Annotated in this window: 19 protein-coding genes; 10 read left to right on the top strand and 9 right to left on the bottom strand. The window is 58.2% G+C overall.

Translation table 11 applies throughout. From position 1 onward, the window contains the following. Window positions 1-112 precede the first annotated feature (112 nt). The 5 genes from ihfB (at window position 113) to trpB (ending at window position 3,098) form a co-directional block, all read left to right on the top strand. The gene (gene ihfB / locus Q0792_RS08460; protein ID WP_298838941.1) at window positions 113-397 is read left to right on the top strand and encodes an integration host factor subunit beta; all 285 of its coding nucleotides are present in this window, start codon (window positions 113-115) and stop codon (window positions 395-397) included. Beyond that, window positions 397-747 carry a LapA family protein gene (locus Q0792_RS08455; RefSeq protein ID WP_298838939.1) on the top strand — a complete coding sequence of 117 codons (351 nt, stop codon included), beginning with the start codon at window positions 397-399 and terminating at the stop codon, window positions 745-747. The genes ihfB and Q0792_RS08455 overlap by 1 nt, the downstream gene beginning before the upstream one ends. A 53-nt stretch (window positions 748-800) precedes the next feature. Then, the gene (locus Q0792_RS08450; RefSeq protein ID WP_298838937.1) at window positions 801-1,460 is read left to right on the top strand and encodes a phosphoribosylanthranilate isomerase; all 660 of its coding nucleotides are present in this window, start codon (window positions 801-803) and stop codon (window positions 1,458-1,460) included. Window positions 1,461-1,552: 92 nt separating this feature from the next. Then, the gene (locus Q0792_RS08445) at window positions 1,553-1,735 is read left to right on the top strand and encodes a hypothetical protein (RefSeq protein WP_298838936.1); all 183 of its coding nucleotides are present in this window, start codon (window positions 1,553-1,555) and stop codon (window positions 1,733-1,735) included. 130 nt (window positions 1,736-1,865) lie between these two features. Beyond that, a complete protein-coding gene (gene trpB, locus Q0792_RS08440) occupies window positions 1,866-3,098 on the top strand; it encodes a tryptophan synthase subunit beta (RefSeq protein ID WP_298838934.1) in 1,233 nt (410 codons plus the stop codon). A 392-nt stretch (window positions 3,099-3,490) separates the two neighbouring features. Here the strand turns inward: trpB and Q0792_RS08435 are convergent, their stop codons facing one another. The 5 genes from Q0792_RS08435 to Q0792_RS08415 all read right to left on the bottom strand — a co-directional run bounded on the left by Q0792_RS08435 (window position 3,491) and on the right by Q0792_RS08415 (window position 7,551). Beyond that, complete coding sequence (locus Q0792_RS08435) at window positions 3,491-3,862, bottom strand: DUF2237 domain-containing protein (protein WP_298838932.1); 372 nt, start codon at window positions 3,860-3,862, stop codon at window positions 3,491-3,493. A gap of 10 nt (window positions 3,863-3,872) precedes the next feature. After that, window positions 3,873-5,036, bottom strand: coding sequence for a serine hydrolase (locus tag Q0792_RS08430; protein ID WP_298838930.1), 1,164 nt, complete (start codon window positions 5,034-5,036; stop codon window positions 3,873-3,875). Window positions 5,037-5,057: 21 nt separating this feature from the next. Beyond that, window positions 5,058-6,095 (bottom strand): DUF2332 family protein, encoded by a 1,038-nt coding sequence (locus Q0792_RS08425; protein ID WP_298838928.1) that lies wholly within the window; start codon window positions 6,093-6,095, stop codon window positions 5,058-5,060. Continuing rightward, window positions 6,092-6,793, bottom strand: coding sequence for an aminoacyl-tRNA hydrolase (pth, locus tag Q0792_RS08420; protein WP_298838925.1), 702 nt, complete (start codon window positions 6,791-6,793; stop codon window positions 6,092-6,094). Before pth ends, Q0792_RS08425 begins: the two co-directional genes overlap by 4 nt. A gap of 107 nt (window positions 6,794-6,900) precedes the next feature. Then, window positions 6,901-7,551: a 50S ribosomal protein L25/general stress protein Ctc gene (locus tag Q0792_RS08415; RefSeq protein WP_298838922.1), complete on the bottom strand. Its 651-nt coding sequence runs from the start codon at window positions 7,549-7,551 to the stop codon at window positions 6,901-6,903. Between the two features lie 132 nt (window positions 7,552-7,683). Here Q0792_RS08415 and Q0792_RS08410 point away from each other — a divergent pair, with 132 nt between their 5' ends. Then, complete coding sequence (locus Q0792_RS08410; protein WP_298838920.1) at window positions 7,684-8,868, top strand: MFS transporter; 1,185 nt, start codon at window positions 7,684-7,686, stop codon at window positions 8,866-8,868. Here Q0792_RS08410 and Q0792_RS08405 read toward each other — a convergent pair. Next, window positions 8,837-9,469 (bottom strand): hypothetical protein, encoded by a 633-nt coding sequence (locus tag Q0792_RS08405; RefSeq protein WP_298838918.1) that lies wholly within the window; start codon window positions 9,467-9,469, stop codon window positions 8,837-8,839. The genes Q0792_RS08410 and Q0792_RS08405 overlap by 32 nt on opposite strands. A 23-nt stretch (window positions 9,470-9,492) precedes the next feature. After that, a complete protein-coding gene (locus Q0792_RS08400) occupies window positions 9,493-10,659 on the bottom strand; it encodes an alpha-hydroxy acid oxidase (protein WP_298838915.1) in 1,167 nt (388 codons plus the stop codon). 144 nt (window positions 10,660-10,803) lie between these two features. Here Q0792_RS08400 and Q0792_RS08395 point away from each other — a divergent pair, with 144 nt between their 5' ends. Both Q0792_RS08395 and Q0792_RS08390 read left to right on the top strand, forming a co-directional pair. Further along, complete coding sequence (locus tag Q0792_RS08395; protein ID WP_298838912.1) at window positions 10,804-11,910, top strand: twin-arginine translocation pathway signal protein; 1,107 nt, start codon at window positions 10,804-10,806, stop codon at window positions 11,908-11,910. Continuing rightward, window positions 11,903-12,391, top strand: coding sequence for a MarR family transcriptional regulator (locus Q0792_RS08390; RefSeq protein ID WP_298838908.1), 489 nt, complete (start codon window positions 11,903-11,905; stop codon window positions 12,389-12,391). Before Q0792_RS08395 ends, Q0792_RS08390 begins: the two co-directional genes overlap by 8 nt. Here Q0792_RS08390 and trpA read toward each other — a convergent pair. Continuing rightward, complete coding sequence (gene trpA / locus Q0792_RS08385) at window positions 12,368-13,159, bottom strand: tryptophan synthase subunit alpha (protein WP_298841782.1); 792 nt, start codon at window positions 13,157-13,159, stop codon at window positions 12,368-12,370. The two genes, Q0792_RS08390 and trpA, sit on opposite strands and share 24 nt — an antisense overlap. A gap of 159 nt (window positions 13,160-13,318) precedes the next feature. Here trpA and Q0792_RS08380 point away from each other — a divergent pair, with 159 nt between their 5' ends. Then, the gene (locus Q0792_RS08380; protein WP_298838905.1) at window positions 13,319-13,522 is read left to right on the top strand and encodes a hypothetical protein; all 204 of its coding nucleotides are present in this window, start codon (window positions 13,319-13,321) and stop codon (window positions 13,520-13,522) included. A 48-nt stretch (window positions 13,523-13,570) separates the two neighbouring features. After that, window positions 13,571-14,668 (top strand): redox-regulated ATPase YchF, encoded by a 1,098-nt coding sequence (ychF, locus tag Q0792_RS08375; RefSeq protein ID WP_298838902.1) that lies wholly within the window; start codon window positions 13,571-13,573, stop codon window positions 14,666-14,668. Between the two features lie 69 nt (window positions 14,669-14,737). Here ychF and Q0792_RS08370 read toward each other — a convergent pair whose 3' ends face one another. Then, window positions 14,738-17,503: a methyl-accepting chemotaxis protein gene (locus tag Q0792_RS08370; RefSeq protein ID WP_298838900.1), complete on the bottom strand. Its 2,766-nt coding sequence runs from the start codon at window positions 17,501-17,503 to the stop codon at window positions 14,738-14,740. Between the last annotated feature and the right edge of the window lie 26 nt (window positions 17,504-17,529).

Raw genomic sequence — 17,529 nt, 5'->3', positions numbered from 1 at the left:
ATGGAAAAAACATGCCGCCCGGACGATGGCTGACTTTCCGTACTGCCGGTTTCTTTCTATAGTTTGTTTAACAGGCAGCCTGGCTGCCAGAACAATCCCGGGGGGTGGCGCTATGATACGGTCTGAGCTGATCCAGAAGATCGCAGACGAAAATCCACATCTTTATCAGAGAGACGTGGAGCGCATCGTCAATACGATTTTCGAAGAGGTTACCGGTGCGATGTCACGCGGCGACCGGGTAGAGCTTCGCGGGTTTGGTGCGTTTTCGGTCAAAAAGCGAGACGCGCGTGTCGGTCGGAACCCGCGCACAGGTGCGACGGTACACGTAGAAGAGAAACATGTTCCGTTCTTCAAGACCGGTAAGCTGCTGCGTGACCGTCTGAACGGGAAAGCCTGATGCGCTATATCCGCTATGCCTGTATCGCCGTTTTTGGTGCAGCACTGATCGCAGTGGCGATTGCCAACAGAGGATTGGTTTCCCTGCAGCTGATTCCGTCCGAGGTAGCCGGATGGTTCGCTGTTAACCCAAGCATTCAACTGCCGCTGTTTCTTGTGATTTTTGGCGGGATCATCGTTGGTCTGCTTGTTGGTTTTGTCTGGGAATGGATCCGCGAGCATACCCAGCGCGCGGAAGCGTCGCGCCAGGCCCGCGAACTGCGACGCCTTCAGCGCGAGGTCGCACGACTTAAAGGCGAAAAGCACGAGGGTAAGGACGAAGTAATTGCGATGCTTGAGCAGGCCAGCTGATCAAAGCGGCATTACAGGTTGCCCGCGCTGCGGCGCTGTGTTCAACACCGGTCATGACATCTGAAACTGCCGTCAAAATCTGTGGGCTCAAAGAGCCGATGCACGTTCAGGCCGCTGCCCGCGCAGGGGCTGCCTATTGCGGCTTTGTTTTTTTCCCGAAATCTCCGCGCAACGTTTCCGTTGCGGATGCGGCGGCACTGGCACTTGAAGCCCCGCCCGGGCTGGCGAAGGTTGCGCTGGTGGTTAACGCCGACAATGCCTTTCTGGATACACTGACAGCCACGGTTCCGCTGGATATGTTGCAGCTGCACGGCGCGGAGACACCTGAACGCGTGGCGGAAGTCCGTTCGCGATACGGGCTGCCAGTCATGAAGGCAGTGGGCGTCGCGGATGCGTCAGACCTCGAGGCCATTGATGCGTATTCGGCTGTAGCGGATCAGTTGCTGATAGACGCCAAACCACCCGGAGGCGCGGACCTGCCCGGAGGCAACGGCCTCGCATTTGACTGGAAGCTGCTCGCAGACCGGAAGTACTGGACCCGGCCCTGGATGCTGGCGGGTGGTCTGACACCTGAAAACGTCGCTGAGGCGATGCGGCTGACCGGAGCGCGGCAGGTCGACGTCTCGTCAGGCGTGGAATCGGCGCCAGGACAGAAAGATCCGGAACTGATCAGAAAATTTGTCGTTGCGGCGAAAAAAAGTCTCTCTGCGTAACCTCGTTCACAGAACGATCGCCCACAGGCAGCTAAAACCGTCATGCAGGCTTAAACCTGCACAGTGTTTTATCCGCCTCAGGGACTGTTCAAATGACATTCAGAGCAACCATCGCCGCCGCCGCCATCCTCGTCACCGGTCTCAGCACCGTGACTGCATTGCTGTCCGACGCGGGAAGCGAGACCGGAACCGACGCGGGCGAATATGTGATCATGCAGTTTGCAGGCGATGCGTCTGCTTTTTCGGCAGTCCGGGCCAACTACGCAGTAGACTGATCTGCTGCTGCGCGCGCCGGTTCTGTCCCCGCCGGCGTGCGCAAACGTCGCCCCTTTGCTCCTCAAAACGCCTTGTTTCCTCTGAGTTCGCGCGGTAGGCAGAACGCCACACGCGGAGGACAGGTGCGCTATGGCCAATGATCTTTTCAACTCCTTTATGACCGGACCTGACGATCAGGGCCGCTTTGGCAAATTCGGTGGGCGGTTTGTGTCCGAGACCCTGATGCCCCTGATCCTGGAGCTTGAGGCGCAGTACGAAAAAGCCAAAACGGACGATGATTTCTGGGCCGAAATGCACGATCTCTGGACACACTACGTCGGACGTCCCAGCCCGCTTTATCATGCCGAACGCCTGACAGAACATCTGGGTGGTGCAAAGGTCTACATGAAGCGCGACGAGCTGAACCACACCGGTGCGCACAAGATCAACAACGTTCTGGGTCAGATCATCCTGGCACGCCGTATGGGCAAAAGCCGTATTATTGCGGAAACAGGCGCGGGCCAGCATGGAGTCGCGACGGCTACGGTCTGTGCAAAGTTTGGTCTGAAATGCGTTGTTTATATGGGTGCACATGACGTTGAACGCCAGGCGCCCAACGTGTTTCGTATGCGCCTTCTGGGAGCCGAGATTGTCCCGGTCACTTCGGGGCGCGGGACGCTCAAGGATGCGATGAACGACGCCCTGCGCGACTGGGTCACCAATGTCCGCGACACATTCTATTGCATCGGGACCGTGGCCGGTCCGCATCCCTATCCGGCGATGGTCCGTGACTTCCAGTCGATCATTGGCAAAGAAGTCCGTGAACAGATGACAGCTGCCGAAGGCCGGCTGCCTGATACTGTGATTGCAGCGATTGGCGGCGGCTCGAACGCGATGGGTCTGTTCTACCCGTTCCTTGACGACAAGGAAGTCGGGATCATCGGCGTGGAGGCCGGCGGCAAAGGCGTGAACGAAAAAATGGAACACTGCGCATCGCTTACCGGTGGGCGCCCCGGCGTTCTGCACGGCAACCGCACTTATCTGCTGCAGGATGACGACGGGCAGATCCTTGAAGGGTTCTCGATCTCTGCGGGGCTCGACTATCCGGGTATCGGCCCGGAACACGCCTGGCTGCATGACATTGGTCGCGCAGAATATGTGGCCATCACAGACAAAGAGGCTCTGGAGGCATTTCAGCTGTGCTGTGAGCTGGAGGGCATCATCCCCGCGCTGGAGCCCAGCCACGCGCTTGCGCATGTGATGAAAATCGCCCCGGAGCTGCCGTCCGATCACATTATCTGCATGAACATGTGCGGTCGTGGTGACAAAGACATCTTTACCGTTGCGCGTGCGCTCGGCTTTGAAATGGGTGAGTTCGCCTGATCTGAAAGGGTCGGTCTCCCGGTCATCAGACCGGACGACCCATCGCCGGAGCAGGGTCCTGTCTGTGCGGCGTTGCCCGGGCGTCCGGTATTTCAGGCCTGCACCTGATGCGGAATGCAAGTAATCGGTGGCGAAATTATCGTAAGCTGAAACCCTGATGTTTCAGAACTTTGCGGCGCATTTTCCGCGTTGACGCAGGTTTGATATACGACACAGGGTTGCCTTTCGTGGCCGTCCCGGCGGCTTCCACCACGCGGTCGACCGGAAACCGTGTGCCGCCTGTTTAAAACACAATGTGTAGCCGCAAATCCGGTTTACGTGGGCCCGCCCGGCATTTGTCGTCATATAAAAAACGTTGTCCGTACCGGACACCAGTGCGGGTAAATCCGGGCCTACGCCAGAGCGCATGCGCGCAGTACGTCCAGGGGAACAATCTCCAGTGCCCGCTCGTGTGTGGCATCAAGATTCACCTGCGGCGCGCATCCTTCGTCATGTGCCTGCAGAAACCGGCCTGCACACAGGCACCAGGCGTCACCAGGCTGAAGACCGGCGAAACCGAACTCCGGACGTGGTGTCGACAGATCGTTGCCAACGTATTTGGAATAGGCCAGAAACTCTGCGGTCATGACAGCGCAGACTGTATGGCTGCCTCGGTCTGCAGCACAGGTGTTACAGCTTCCGTCGCGGAAAAAACCGGTCATGGGGCTGGTGCTGCAAACATCCAGCGGGCCGCCGAGAACATTGACACTGTCGTCTTTTTCCATGCGAACCTCCTTACAGGCTGTCTGCAATCTGCCGGAAGAACGTGATGTTCTGTCGCTGGATTGCGCGATCCCGAAACTGTTGATCTGCCGCCGTCATTACAATTACGACGCCGGCCTTTTCGTTGATGTAGAGGTACTGGCCATAAATGCCACGCCCCATGTACTCCCGCGGCCTTGCGTCGCGGGGCATCCACCACTGAAAGCCATACCCCATCTGATCGTCACCGGTAGGCGCCGAGGCCGTTGTGGACTGCACGACCCAGTCGGCAGGAATGATCTGCTGATCCTGCCATCGGCCCTGTTGCAGAAACATCTGGCCGAAACGGGCATAGTCCCGCGTTGTCATGTTGAGCCCACCCAGAGCAAAGGCAACACCCGTGCCATCGGTGAGATAGTAAGGTGCGCGCCTGACACCAAGAGGGGCAATGATATGTTCGGACATGAGCTCAACGACAGATTTTCCGCTGGCGGCACGCAACACCATGCCAAGCACGTGTGTGTCTATGGAAACGTACTGCCACTGAGCACCCGGGTCTGCGAATTTTTCGGTCAACCCGGCGGCAAAGGTGTCCATCTCGCCGCCCAGAGCCAGGATGCGCCCCATCCGGTTGATATCGGAATTTTTGTCCAGATAGTCTTCGTCAAACGTGACACCCGTGGCCATGTTCAGCACATGCCGGATGGTGCTTCCTTCGTATGCGCCGCCGGCCAGCTGGGGTACCAGATCGGTGACAAGGGCATCAAGGTCCCCGATGACACCCCGTGCCACCAGCACACCAGTCAGCGCAGACAGGTAACTCTTGGCCATAGACCAGCTGATCCGCAGATCGTCGGGCCCGGTTCCCAGCCGGTAATCCTCGTGTACGATTTTACCGTCACTGAGCACGAGCAGTGACGTGACGCGGCGGTCATCAAGAAACTGCTCCAGACCCTGAGGCATTTGTAGCGGTACCCCGGGCTGCAGGGTCGAGACAGGCCCGTCACCGCGCGGAACCTCGCGGTGCAGGAACGCTGCATCCATACTGGAGAAGTTCTGCACAATCCGGTCCGGTTCGAAGAGGCTGTTCACGGCCATGAGCCGCTGAATCTCCTCCATCCTCCAAAGGCCGAGTGCCGTTGCCGCCAGCACCAGCGCAAGCAAAATACGTCCAAGCCATTTTCCTAACCTGCGCATGAGGGCAACGTCCTTAGTCTGTCAGGGGGCCTGCCATCTGATCCACCGGCCATGAAAATCGGCGCGCCCCAGTTCCAGAGTGACGTCGCCCGGCCAGAGCCGCAAGGTCAGCGCGGCACCGACCGCACCTTTTGTGTCGCCATCGCTTTCCATGGCCAGCCACGCAATGGGGCGCTCGGGCGTGGCCGAAGCTCCTGCGGTTTCAATCAGTGTGCGGCCCCGGTCCTGGGCTGCTTTGGGGAAATACTGCCAGGCAACGGTGTGCTGGATCAGATGAACATGACCCATGGGCGCAGTCTTCAGACGTTTTGCCAGCCAGTCGATCGCGTCGCCTCGGTCAATTCCGGCGGTCATGACGGAGGCCGCTGCTCTGGTCAGTGCAAGTCTTTCAGGCTGATCCGGCCAGAGATACGCGGTCAGTCTCAGCAGATCATCCGCGCGCTGGGGATTAAGGGGGTTCAGGTCAACGCCTGCGCGCCTGGCAATGACCGGTCGGCGCGCAGGGGGCAGGGGGCCTTCCCAGTCGGGAGACAGGGTCAGGGCAGGTGCGTCGGGACCCGTTACCTGGCCGGGGAGCGCGAGTTCATAGTGATCCCACATCAGGTTAAGTCCGCCGCTGGCACCAGCTTCCGACACCCAGAAAGGCAGGTTGAAACAGTTTGCTGCGACGGAGGCAGCAGCGATCAGCGCGGCGGAACGCCTTACCTCGTTGGTCTGGGGCGGGCTCTCCGTCCAATCCAGCATAAAGACTTCATGCTGATGGAGAGCCTCCAGTACGGCCGCGCGCAGCGTGTCATTATCAACCCTGGCAGGTGGATAGACAGCGGCCAGCCCGGGCGCTTTGCCGCTCAGCACCAGCGCATGCAGACCACCGGCTGTGCGCAGTGGCAGAGAATGGCCTGCCGGACCAATGTCACCTGTGAAATCATCAAATTTCCGGCCCAGTGCACTGTCGCCGGGCCAGCTGTCTGACAACAGATCCAGCAGCTGCCCCATGAACGGGGATCCCATTGCTCTGCAACTGATGGCCTGATGCGCGAAAGCGTCGCTGAGGTTCACCGGAACCTGTCCAGCAGTTTCTGCATTGGAGATCTTTCGTCTGTCTGCGGCTCGCCTTGTTTTTCTGGTTCAGCTGCAACGGCTGTGTCCGGTTTCGCCGGTTTGTTTCTGGCATTCCCCTGCGTCCTCGGCGGCGTGATCCGCATCCCCACCGCGTTCATAAACCGAGCGGCATCGCCGGCTGCGAGCCATGGCGCGCCGTCGCTGACACCGCGCAGAACATCGTCCAGCCATTCCTCATCCGCTTTGGAAAAATCGTGCAGCACATATCCCGGGACCCGGTCCTTGTGTCCCGGGTGACCTACGCCCAGACGGACGCGCGCATAGGCCGGGCCGATATGAGCGTGCAGCGAGCGCAGACCGTTATGTCCGGCATGCCCGCCGCCCACTTTGTGTTTTACTTTACCAGGCGCCAGATCGATTTCGTCGTGCATGACGACAACGTCATCAGGTTGCAGTTTATAAAAGCTCATGGCGGCCTGCACAGACTGGCCGGAATTGTTCATGAACGTCTCGGGTTTCAGCAGCATAACCCGGTCGGAACCAAACCGTCCTTCGCTCAGACTGCCCTGATGTTTGCCTTTCCAGGGACCAAACCCGTGATCTGCGGCAATACGGTCGAGCGCCATAAAGCCGATGTTGTGCCGGTGGCCTGCATATTTTGGGCCCGGGTTGCCCAGCCCGACAATGAGTTTCAATTTTTCTGCTCCCTGATGTTGCGCCGCAGCATAGCACCGGGTCGGCTGAAACGAAATACGGGGCCGCAAAGGGCCCCGTATCCTCCGTTCCCGATGGGGGAAAGGTTTTACTCTTCTGTGTCGCCTTCGGCCTCGGGTGCATCACCCTCTGCGCCGTCGTCGTCATCTTCGTCATCCGAAGAGGCCAGACCTGCTGGCGCAGAAATCTGTGCGATCACGAAATCACGGTCGATCGTCGGTTTTGCGCCTGCCGGCAGGTCAACGGACGAGATCGTGATGTTGTCGCCAATTTCCATTTCTGAGATGTCTATGGTGATGTGATCAGGGATATCGCCCGCCGTCACAACCAGTTCAACTTCCGGACGGATCAGCGTCAGCACACCACCTTTTTTCAGGCCGGGGGCCACATCGTCGCCAACAACCTCAACCGCGATGAAGAGGTTGATTTTTGTGGTGCGGCGCAGGCGCATGAAGTCGATGTGCGTCGGCAGATCCTTGACCACGTGACGCTGCACGTCGCGGCAGATCACACGCACGTCGTCGTGACCTTCAACTTTCATGTTGAACAGGGTCGACTTGAACCGGCCCTCTTTCAGCTTCTTGAACAGAACGTTGAAAGGGATGTTGATCGGAAGCGGGTCCGTGTCACCACCAAAAACGATACCAGGAACCATGCCATCGCGGCGTGCCTGACGAGCGGCGCCCTTGCCTGTCCCCGTCCGTTCCTGAGCGACAAGATCCGGAATTTCTCCAGCCATTGATACTCTCCAATTTGTAAGGGCGGGCATCCTCCAAGGCTGTATGCCCGCATGAAGCCGCGCGTATAGACCGGAATCGGTTGCAGGGAAAGGAGTTTTTGCACCCGTTCCGCTTGTGGGGAAAGTGGCCCTGTGCGACATGGCTGCATGGGCCTTCTGGATGACCTCAGAATATCATACAAACCTCTGGCCGGCTTTCTTGTCATCGGTGGTGCATGGGCTGCGTTCTTTGCCCAGATGCCCGTGATCAAGGCGGCCATCGGAGCATCAGACGGTGTCTATGGCGCAGTTGTTCTGCTGGCTTCTCTGGGCGCACTGGCCGCCATGTGGCTGGCGCCGCTTGCCGACCGCTTCGCAGGGCGCTGGGCTACGCCCGGCGCGTCGATCGTCGTGGCGACAGGTATGCTCATTGCGGCAGGTTCCGCTGATCTGATCGTTTTCGCCCTGGGCATGACGCTGGCCGCGATTGGTTCAGGTGTTGTGGATGTGCTGGTAAATGTCCGGGTCTCGGAACGCGAGGAACAGGTCGGCAGGCCGCTGATGAACCTGAACCACGCGATGTATTCGTTTGCCTATGCGGGCACGGCCCTGCTGACCGGATTGCTGCGCGAACTGGCCTGGACGCCTGCGGAGGTTTTTCTGGCATTCGGGGGCATTGTTTGTGTGCTTGCAGTGATCATGCTTGAAAAACGCACGACCATCCTGCCGGTGGCAGAGCCTGGCAAGGCGGTGGCTTTGCCCACAGGGCTGATCTGGCTGGGTGGAGGCCTGGTGCTGGTCGCATTCCTGACGGAGGCCTCGTCAGAAGGATGGTCAGCGCTGCATCTGGAGCGCACACTGGGCGGCGGTCCGGCAGAAGGCGCGCTGGGTCCGGCCATACTGGGGCTGACCATGGGTATCGGACGGCTTGCGGGCCATGTGATGTCCAGCCGCCTGCCGGAACTGCCCCTGATGGTCGCAGCATCCCTGACAGCCGCAGCAGGGCTGATGATCGCGGGGGCAGCGCCCGGGCTGATCATTGCATATGCAGGATTTGGCCTTGCCGGGCTGGGAGTTTCGGTGATCGCCCCGCTGGCGCTGGCTCAGGTAGGGCGTGTGGTTCCGGCGCACAAAAGACTTGCCGCGATCAGCCGTGTTTCGGTTATGGGCTACGGGGCCTTTTTTATCGGGCCGCCACTGATGGGGTTCACATCCGAAATCCTGGGTCTGCGCGCCGGTTTCTTTCTTGTCGGTGGCATCATGGTTTTTGCAGCGCTCGTTCTGGTGCCTGGCCTGGGCCGCACAGTCAGGTCGTTGCAGGATGCCGGTCGCGACTGAGGTATCCACCGGCTTTCTGCAGCCGTTCATACAGTGCAAAGTCGTCGGCGCGTCCGGCACGCAGCCGGGCAGCGACCTGAGCAGACAGTTCCGCCGGTACATCCGGCGACACGTTGCGCCGCTCCAGGACTGGTATTTCGCCGAAACGCGCGCCCAGAAAATCCAGGAACCCGGCCGGTGCCTCGTAGGCGAAAAGGTGATCGACCATGCATTTGCCACGGCTGTTGCACAGAAAAGAGAACTGGCGCCCGACGCGTGCGAATTCTGGCGGGTCATCCCGCAGAGCGGCCAGAACAAAATCGTCGAAACTCAGGTTTTTCGTGGATTGTGGCGTGCCATCTTTCTCGTCGCGGCGACGATAGCGGTACCAGCTGCGCAGTTGTTCGACGGGCTCGCGCATAACGGCACAGCTTTCGGGTCGTACGCCAAATGTCGCTTCGACAAACGGCGCCACGCGGGCATCATAGCGTTGCGCGGGGATGTGTTTGCGACTGCGCGCGAAAATCACGTCCGCGCGGGATCTCAAAGCCATTTCGACGGCTGTGGAGCCGGTCTTGGGTGTAGCAAGAAAGGCGAGGCGCTCGGCCAGAAAAATCAACATGCCGGAAACAGTATCCCGGGTCGTCAGCTCTGCCAACGACCTTCAAAATCTTCCGGGATCAGAAGGTTGTGCCGCCCTAGTTTTCTTACGTCTGTTTCGCCGCACAAGGCCATCGTCGTGTCGAGCTCTTTGTGAATGACTTCCAGCGCGCGCGTCACACCCTGCTGGCCCATTGCGCCGAGCCCATAGATAAATGCGCGACCGATGTAAGTACCACTGGCCCCCATGGCGAGCGCTTTCAACACATCCTGGCCAGAACGGATACCACTGTCGAGGTGCACCTCAATCTGGTCTCCGACCGCTTCCAGGATCGAAGGCAGCGCGCGGATAGAGCTGAGCGCCCCGTCCAGCTGCCGCCCGCCATGATTGGATACGACAATCGCATCTGCTCCGACTTTGAGCGCCATTTTCGCGTCGTCAGCATCAAGTATCCCCTTCAGGATCACCTTGCCGCCCCATTCTTCCCTGATCTTTGCGACCTTGTCCCAGTCCAGCGTCGGATCGAAGGATTCCGCAGCCCAGGTGCTGAGCGATTTGGGGTCAGAAATGCCCTGTACGTGCCCTACAATGTTTCCGAACTCGCGCCGTTTTGCGCTCAGCATTTCGATGCCCCATGCCCATTTTGTGGCGAGATTGGCAACTGTTTTGACTGTCAGCTTGGGCGGGGCAGACAAACCGTTTTTGATGTCTTTGTGGCGCTGCCCGAGAATCTGCAGGTCCAGTGTAATTACAAGGGCGGAGCACTTCGCATCCTTTGCCCTCTGGATGAGACGCGACACATAATCGGTGTCCCGCATCATATAGAGCTGGAACCAGAAGGGTGCGCTTGTAAAGCCGGCTACATCTTCGATGGAATTGATCGACATCGTACTGAGCGTAAAGGGGACACCGAATTTCTCAGCGGCCCGTGCGGCTTTCATTTCGCCATCGGCGTGTTGCATGCCGGTGATGCCCACAGGCGCAAGCGCCACCGGCATTGCGACTCTTTCGCCGATCATTTCGGATTCTGTTGTGCGGCCCGACATGTCCACAGCTACCCGTTGCCGCAGACGGATCTGGTCAAAGTCAGATGTGTTCTCCCTGAACGTCTGCTCGGTCCAGCTGCCGGATTCAGTATAATCGTAGAACATCCGCGGCACGCGTCGTTCGTAAATGCGTTTCAGATCATCGATATTGGTAATGACAGGCATGGCGGCTTTCCGTTTTGGTTAGTTTTCATTACCAATTTCTTCATATTGCTTCAACTCAACAAATCACACGGTATCAGAAAATCCTTGTGTAATACGATATCGAACTATAATGGTGCGATATCGTATTAAAAATAGGATGAGCTTATGGTACTCTCAAGACGTAGATTCCTGACTCTGGCAGGCGGCGGCACGATTCTTGCGGCAACTGCGGCTTCGGCTGGCTTTCTGAATACGCGGACACCGCAACGCGCTCTGGCTCCATGGCAGTTGGCTGGCAGCTATGCGGATCCGCGAAAGAACGCCCTGAGTTTTGCTTTGCTTGCACCGAACCCGCACAACCTGCAGCCCTGGCTGGTGGAACTGCAGGGTGATGATACAGTCCTTCTCTGGCACGACACTGACAGGCGCCTGCCGGAGACCGATCCGTTTGACAGGCAACTGACCATCGGGTTCGGGTGTTTTCTGGAACAGCTGGTTCTTGCAGCAGGCGCTGCGGGATATTCAGTGCAGACAGAGCCTTTCCCCGAGAATGAAAACGGCCCTGTCGCACGCGCCGTTTTCACGCCTGGAGGCATTGCTGATCCTCTGGCCGAACACATTCTGAACCGCCGCTCCTGCAAGGAGCCTTTCGAGGACCGGGATCTGCCCGCCGATGCGGTGCAGGCGCTCGAGAGCCACGCGGTTATTCTGACCGATGCAGATCAGGTTGCGGCAATCAGATCAATTACTTGGGATGCGTGGGTCACCGAAATGCAGACTCCGCGTACACTGAAGGAATCAGTCGATCTGATGCGCTTTGGAAAATCGGAAATCAACGCAGACCCCGATGGAATTGATCTGGGTGGACCCTTCCTCGAAACACTGATGCTTGCCGGACTGATCAGCCGGTCCGTACAGGCCGATCCGGACAGTCGCGGATTTCAGGAAGGCGTCAGAATCTATGACGAGATGCTGCATGCCACACCTGCTTATGCGGTACTGAAATCAGCGGGGAATACACGTGCCGACCAGGTCAGGGCAGGGCGTGAATGGTTGCGTCTGAACCTTCGCTGCACAGCACTCGGGCTGGCCCTGCATCCTGTCAGCCAGTGTCTTCAGGAATTTCCGGAAATGGCTGAACAGTACACGCGCATCCATGATCTGCTCGCAGAAGAGGGTGAAACGGTTCAAATGCTCGGGCGGCTGGGCTATGGTCCGGAAGTGGCGCAATCCCCGCGCTGGCCGCTGGAGGCAAAACTGCTGAATGGATGAAGATCCGGTCTCGCTCTGTTTCGAGGTTTTCAACGAAATAGGGATCATTGAGCAACTCAGCAGGACACTGCTGGAGGCGCGGTTGCCCGAGGGGCTTATCGCGCCGCACTTTGGTGTGATCAGTCACCTGTCACGGCGCGGAGACGGGCGCACGCCCATGGAAATCGCGCGCGCGTTTCAGGTCCCGAAAACCAGCATGACGCATACCATCAAAGGCCTCGAAGCCCACGGACTGGTGGAGGTGCGCCCCAACCCGGATGACGGACGCTCGAAACTTGTGTGGCTGACGGCGCGGGGGCAGAGCTTTCGGGACGAAACAATCCGGGCCATGGTACCCGATCTGAACCGGCTGTCCGAAGTTTATGCGGCCGAAAAGCTGATTGGGATTCTGCCGGCGCTTCGTGAGCTCAGAGCAGTGCTGGACGCAGACCGTGACCCGCCTGTATCCAAAAATGCCTCAGGCCGAATGCGCGCCGTCTGACAGGGTCCGGACGAAGTCGAGTACTTTTTCCGTGCTGTCACCCGCGGCGATCCGGCTGACGATGGCAGACCCCACGACGACGCCGTCGGCAACACTCGCAATGGAGCGCGACTTGTCCGGTGTATTAACGCCAAATCCGACAACTACAGGCAGGCCACTTGCGTCGCGGATACGCGAGACTTCCGGGCTGACATCTTCTGCCTGTGCTTCGGCTGCGCCTGTGATCCCGGTGATCGACACATAATATACAAACCCGGATGTATTCTGAACGACGCGGGGCAGTCGTTTTTCGTCGGTGGTAGGAGTCGCAAGGCGAATGAAGTTCAGCCCGGCCGCCTGCGCCGGAATGCAGAGTTCGCTGTCTTCTTCCGGTGGCAGGTCCACAACGATCAGTCCGTCGATACCCGCGTCTTTGGCGGCTGCAAGAAACCTGTCCACGCCGTGGCTGTAAATCGGGTTGTAGTATCCCATCAGAACGATCGGCGTCTCGTTGTCCGATTCCCGGAATGCTTTTGCGAGCTCGAGGGTGCGCTGAAGCGTCATCCCGCCTTCGAGCGCGCGCTGTCCCGCCAGCTGGATGGTAGGACCGTCGGCCATAGGGTCCGTAAAAGGCAGCCCCAGTTCGATAATGTCCACACCCGCGCCCGGCAGGCCTCTCACAATCTCCAGGGACCTGTCAAAGTCCGGGTCGCCGGCCATGACATATGAGACGAATGCCTTTTTCCCTTTGCGGGACAGTTCGGCAAATCTGGCATCGATACGGGTCATTTTCACTGCAGCCTTCCTGAAACGTCCGGACCCGAATGCCCAAATCCGGCGGGGAAATCAATGCGTCAAACAGGGGTGATCTGGGCAGAGAGGGACCGACGGGGTAAAAAAACCGGACTTTCCCCTCAATATGTCTGCAAAGCACTATATATCGGCATTATGAATTATCTTCTCGCCATACTTCTGCCGCCACTGTCCATACTGCTCACCGGGCGTCCGATCGTCGCAGTTCTGGTTTTCATTATCTGGATTCCGGCCCTCATTTTCTCCGGAGGCCTGACACATCCGATGTTCATCATCCTCGCCTGGGCGCTGATCTTCCATGCGCGCGAGGACAGACGACACCGCCGGGACTTGTCCTGAGGCGGCTCAGGCCCTAAGGGGATTGCGCCAGCAACAAAGGACTGTGTCATGGGCTTTAAGATGGGAATCGTGGGTTTGCCAAATGTGGGTAAATCCACTCTGTTCAACGCGCTGACGCGCACGGCTGCAGCACAGGCGGCAAACTTTCCGTTTTGTACCATCGAGCCGAATGTTGGCGAAGTGGCTGTTCCTGACGCTCGCCTTGATCAGCTTGCTGCTATCGCAGGTTCCCGACAGGTTATCCCCGCACGCATGACCTTTGTGGACATAGCAGGCCTCGTAAAAGGAGCGTCAAAAGGGGAAGGTCTGGGGAATCAGTTTCTTGCGAACATTCGTGAAGTAGACGCTGTTGCGCATGTGCTGCGCTGTTTTGAAGATGATGACGTCACGCATGTTGAGGGTCGCGTCGATCCTGTTGCCGATGCCGAGACCATCGAAACCGAGCTGATGCTCGCGGATATAGAAAGCATCGAAAAGCGCTTGCAGAACATCGTACGCAAGGTACGTGGTGGTGACAAGGAAGCTGTCCAGCAGGAGCGGCTGATGAAAATGGCGCTGGAAGCGCTCGAAGACGGACGTCCTGCACGGGTTCTGGACATCGACGCCGAAGACGAACGTGCATGGAAAATGCTGCAGCTGCTGACAACAAAGCCAGTATTGTATGTCTGCAACGTCGATGAGAGCGATGCGGCGTCTGGCAACTCCCTGTCTTCTGAAGTTGCCGAGATGGCTGCAGCTCAGGGCAACTCGCACGTGATCATTTCTGCACGGATCGAAGAAGAGCTCAGTCAGCTCGAGCCCGAAGAGGCCGGAATGTTTCTCGAGGAAATGGGGCTTGCTGAAGCAGGTCTCGACCGGCTGATCAGTGCAGGTTACAGCCTGCTGCACCTGGAAACCTATTTTACTGCGGGCCCCAAAGAAGCGCGCGCCTGGACCATCAGCGAGGGTACGACAGCGCCCAGGGCAGCCGGCGTTATACACGGCGATTTTGAAAAAGGCTTCATTCGCGCGGAAACGATTGCCTACGACGATTATGTTTCGCTTGGAGGGGAAAGCGCCGCTAAGGAGGCAGGTAAAATGCGTGCTGAGGGCAAATCATATGTGGTGCGCGATGGAGATGTTCTGCACTTTCTTTTCAATACCTGATCGCATTCTTCTCAGTGGGAAACCGGGGCGCTTTCGGGGGACTCTGTCCGACTGCCCCGAAATCCGGTGTTATGCGGCATCGCTTTCGTCTCTGTCGTACTGCGCGGCCTCATTGTCCGATATGCGGAAACTTGAAATTGTGCGGGTCAGCTGTGAGGCTTCTGCAGTCAGTGACTGACTGGCCGCGGTCGTTTCTTCGAACATCGCTGCATTCTGTTGCGTCCCGCGGTCAAGTGTTTCAACCGCAGTGTTAATTTCTGCAATACCGCTGGATTGTTCGGCGGCAGAAAGAGCGATGTCGGAAACGTTCTGGGACACGTCAACAATGCCTCTGAGGATTTTGCCGAGAGCATCTTTGGTCTCGTCCATAAGTGTGACGCCCTTTTCAACGTGACCGGTTGAGGACGAGATCAGTTCGTTGATCTGCAGCGCAGCCTCTGAGCAGCGGTGCGCAAGGATACGCACCTCAGAGGCGACCACGGCGAAACCCCGGCCTGCGTCGCCTGCTCGCGCTGCCTCCACTCCGGCGTTCAGAGCCAGCAGGTTCGTCTGGAATGCGATTGAGTCAATCACTTCGACGATTTTGGCAATTTCGCCTGATGAGCTTTCAATCTCTCCCATGGCGGCAACAGCTTCATGCATAACGGTTTCGCTGGATTCTGCATCTGTGCGGACTCTGTCCACGGTGTTTGCCGCTTCCTTTGCGCCCTGAGCCGCGGAAGAGACGCTGCTTGTCAGTTCATTGAGAGCTGCGGCGGTTTCCTCGAGCGTTGCAGCAGAGTTTTCGGTGCGGCGCGACAGATCCAGGGCTGAGGACGCAATTTCGGCGCTGCTGGTGTCAATCGTGCCGGCGCTCTCTCCGATGCGACGTACCAGATCGGCAAGGTTTTCTACTGCCAGATTGTAGTCATTTCTGAGAGCGGCATATTCACCGGGAAATTCTGTTTCAATCATATGAGTCAGATCTCCGGACGACAGTTTTCGCAGACCGGAAGCCAGTTCACCTACAACAGTTTCCTGCTCGCGGGCTCTGGCGGCGCGCTCAGCTTCGTTCGCCCGGCGTATCTCTTCTTCGCGCGCACGCTCTGCCTGTTCGCGTTCGCGCATCTCCTGTTCTCGCTCTGCTTCTGCGACACGTTCTTTTTCTTCTGCGTCCCGCTTTGCCTGCTCCGCCTTCTTCTCACTTTCGCGAATTTCAGCGTCGCGTTTCTTTTCTTCTTCCTGCATCTGCACCCGTTCGAGCGCATTGTTGCGGAAAACCTCAAGCGCCCGTGCGAGCCGGCCAATCTCACCCTTGTAACGCGAAGCGTTCTCAATTTCCGAGAGGTCGCCTTGCGCCAGCCGTTCGGTTATGGCGGTGACACTGTTGAGCGGTCGCGTGACCATCAGCCATATCAGGACTGGAGCAAGCGCAACGATTGCCGCACTCAGCATGCCAATCAGCTGAAGATCTGCGCGCGCCGCGGCAACTTCTGAATTCAGCTGGGCGGATGTCGCTTCGATATGGCTCTGAGATGCGGACGCAAACTCGCTCACAGTGACAGAGATATTGCGAACAGCTTCTGCCGCGATAAGTGTTGCCTCCCTCGCGTTCGACTGCGCATCAAATGCCGCTGCGCGTATTGCTACAATGCCGGTGGCCGGATCTGAGATTTCAAGGATTGCATTCAGTGGCGCGCTTATGTCCGAAGCAACTCCGCTTTTCGCATCTTTCAGCCGCAATTCCGCAACCCGTAGCATATCGGCACGCTGAGCCAGCTCAAGCGCGTCGCGCGACAGCGCTGTCTGCATTGCTGTGGCGAAGAACGACTGCACGGCGGAATCGAGTGTTGCCTGGGTTCTGATCCGGGCGACCTGGTCATCCAGAAGCGCCTGAATTGCTTCTGAGTTGTCGGTCTTTGCATCATCGCTGTTGATCACCAGCTCGAAGTAAATATCGTCGAGCGCTGACGACAGGGCAGCGTCAATTTCCTGTCTCGTGGAAAGTATATCAGAAGGCCGGAGCAGACTGCGCGACTGGGTGAAGAGGTCCCGGAACTCCTGTTGTGCTGCATCAACAAGAGTTGCAACATCCTGTGTCGCCGGCGCGTCCGAGAGCGCGGGCAGAAGCCCGGACAACCTGTCATCGGCGGCATTTCCCAGATCCTGGAGAATTGACCTGATTGCGGTGTCTCGGGTCTGTGTCATACCGAAGGCAAGTCCGGATATGAGGTTTACTTCGGCGCGTACTGACAGCGCGGACTGGTACAGAGCAAAGTCCGCCTCAATGAGTTGCGACAGCGTTGCATCGATATCCGCGATCGTATCTTCGCCCCCGATGATCAGATCAAAGAACGCATTGTCAGAGGCTTCTGCAAGCATTCCGGTAGCTTCGGTTGCACGCTTCAGGGCGGCTGCGACAGCATTGGCGACGCCGCTGGTGCTTGTGAACTCTGCGTTGCGTGCGTTTCTGAGGTTTGTGAGCGCGCTTTCAACCGTGTCGATTCTCGCGGATAACTCCTGTTGTTTTTCGGGGTCAAACGCTGAAGCAGCATTGCGAATGTCCTGCAGCACCAGTTGCGTCTTAAGCTCCAGGGCTTCAAGGTCACTGGTCTCCTGGGCAATCAGCAGGTCAGACAGAAGCCCGCGCAGCCGGTCGGCGACTGATACAACAGCGGCACTGTCTCTGAGCTCCGGCAGCCTTTCATCGGACAGAACCGTCATGCTGGTTGCAATCGACTGGAAGACGATCCAGCTGACAACGATTGCGGCCATGGTGGTTGCGGCCAGCGCACCGAAAATCAGTGCAAGCCGGGTCAGCACCGACCCGAAAAGACGAGAGACCAGATTTTTCATGACGGATGCTTTCCTGACCGAAGAAT

The sequence above is a fragment of the uncultured Roseobacter sp. genome (assembly GCF_947495025.1).
GTDB lineage: Bacteria > Pseudomonadota > Alphaproteobacteria > Rhodobacterales > Rhodobacteraceae > Roseobacter.
The sequence above is the reverse complement of the archived record's forward strand: the minus strand, read 5'-3'. Positions and strand labels throughout refer to the sequence as shown.

Coding starts and splice junctions, on each gene's coding strand:
- Q0792_RS08430 (WP_298838930.1), bottom strand. CDS start 5,036: ATGCGCAGGTTAGGAAAATGGCTTGGACGTATTTTGCTTGCGCTGGTG.
- ihfB (WP_298838941.1), top strand. CDS start 113: ATGATACGGTCTGAGCTGATCCAGAAGATCGCAGACGAAAATCCACAT.
- Q0792_RS08435 (WP_298838932.1), bottom strand. CDS start 3,862: ATGGAAAAAGACGACAGTGTCAATGTTCTCGGCGGCCCGCTGGATGTT.
- ychF (WP_298838902.1), top strand. CDS start 13,571: ATGGGCTTTAAGATGGGAATCGTGGGTTTGCCAAATGTGGGTAAATCC.
- Q0792_RS08395 (WP_298838912.1), top strand. CDS start 10,804: ATGGTACTCTCAAGACGTAGATTCCTGACTCTGGCAGGCGGCGGCACG.
- Q0792_RS08455 (WP_298838939.1), top strand. CDS start 397: ATGCGCTATATCCGCTATGCCTGTATCGCCGTTTTTGGTGCAGCACTG.
- Q0792_RS08450 (WP_298838937.1), top strand. CDS start 801: ATGACATCTGAAACTGCCGTCAAAATCTGTGGGCTCAAAGAGCCGATG.
- Q0792_RS08370 (WP_298838900.1), bottom strand. CDS start 17,503: ATGAAAAATCTGGTCTCTCGTCTTTTCGGGTCGGTGCTGACCCGGCTT.
- Q0792_RS08400 (WP_298838915.1), bottom strand. CDS start 10,659: ATGCCTGTCATTACCAATATCGATGATCTGAAACGCATTTACGAACGA.
- trpB (WP_298838934.1), top strand. CDS start 1,866: ATGGCCAATGATCTTTTCAACTCCTTTATGACCGGACCTGACGATCAG.
- Q0792_RS08445 (WP_298838936.1), top strand. CDS start 1,553: ATGACATTCAGAGCAACCATCGCCGCCGCCGCCATCCTCGTCACCGGT.
- Q0792_RS08380 (WP_298838905.1), top strand. CDS start 13,319: ATGAATTATCTTCTCGCCATACTTCTGCCGCCACTGTCCATACTGCTC.
- Q0792_RS08405 (WP_298838918.1), bottom strand. CDS start 9,469: ATGTTGATTTTTCTGGCCGAGCGCCTCGCCTTTCTTGCTACACCCAAG.
- Q0792_RS08415 (WP_298838922.1), bottom strand. CDS start 7,551: ATGGCTGGAGAAATTCCGGATCTTGTCGCTCAGGAACGGACGGGGACA.
- trpA (WP_298841782.1), bottom strand. CDS start 13,159: ATGACCCGTATCGATGCCAGATTTGCCGAACTGTCCCGCAAAGGGAAA.
- Q0792_RS08390 (WP_298838908.1), top strand. CDS start 11,903: ATGGATGAAGATCCGGTCTCGCTCTGTTTCGAGGTTTTCAACGAAATA.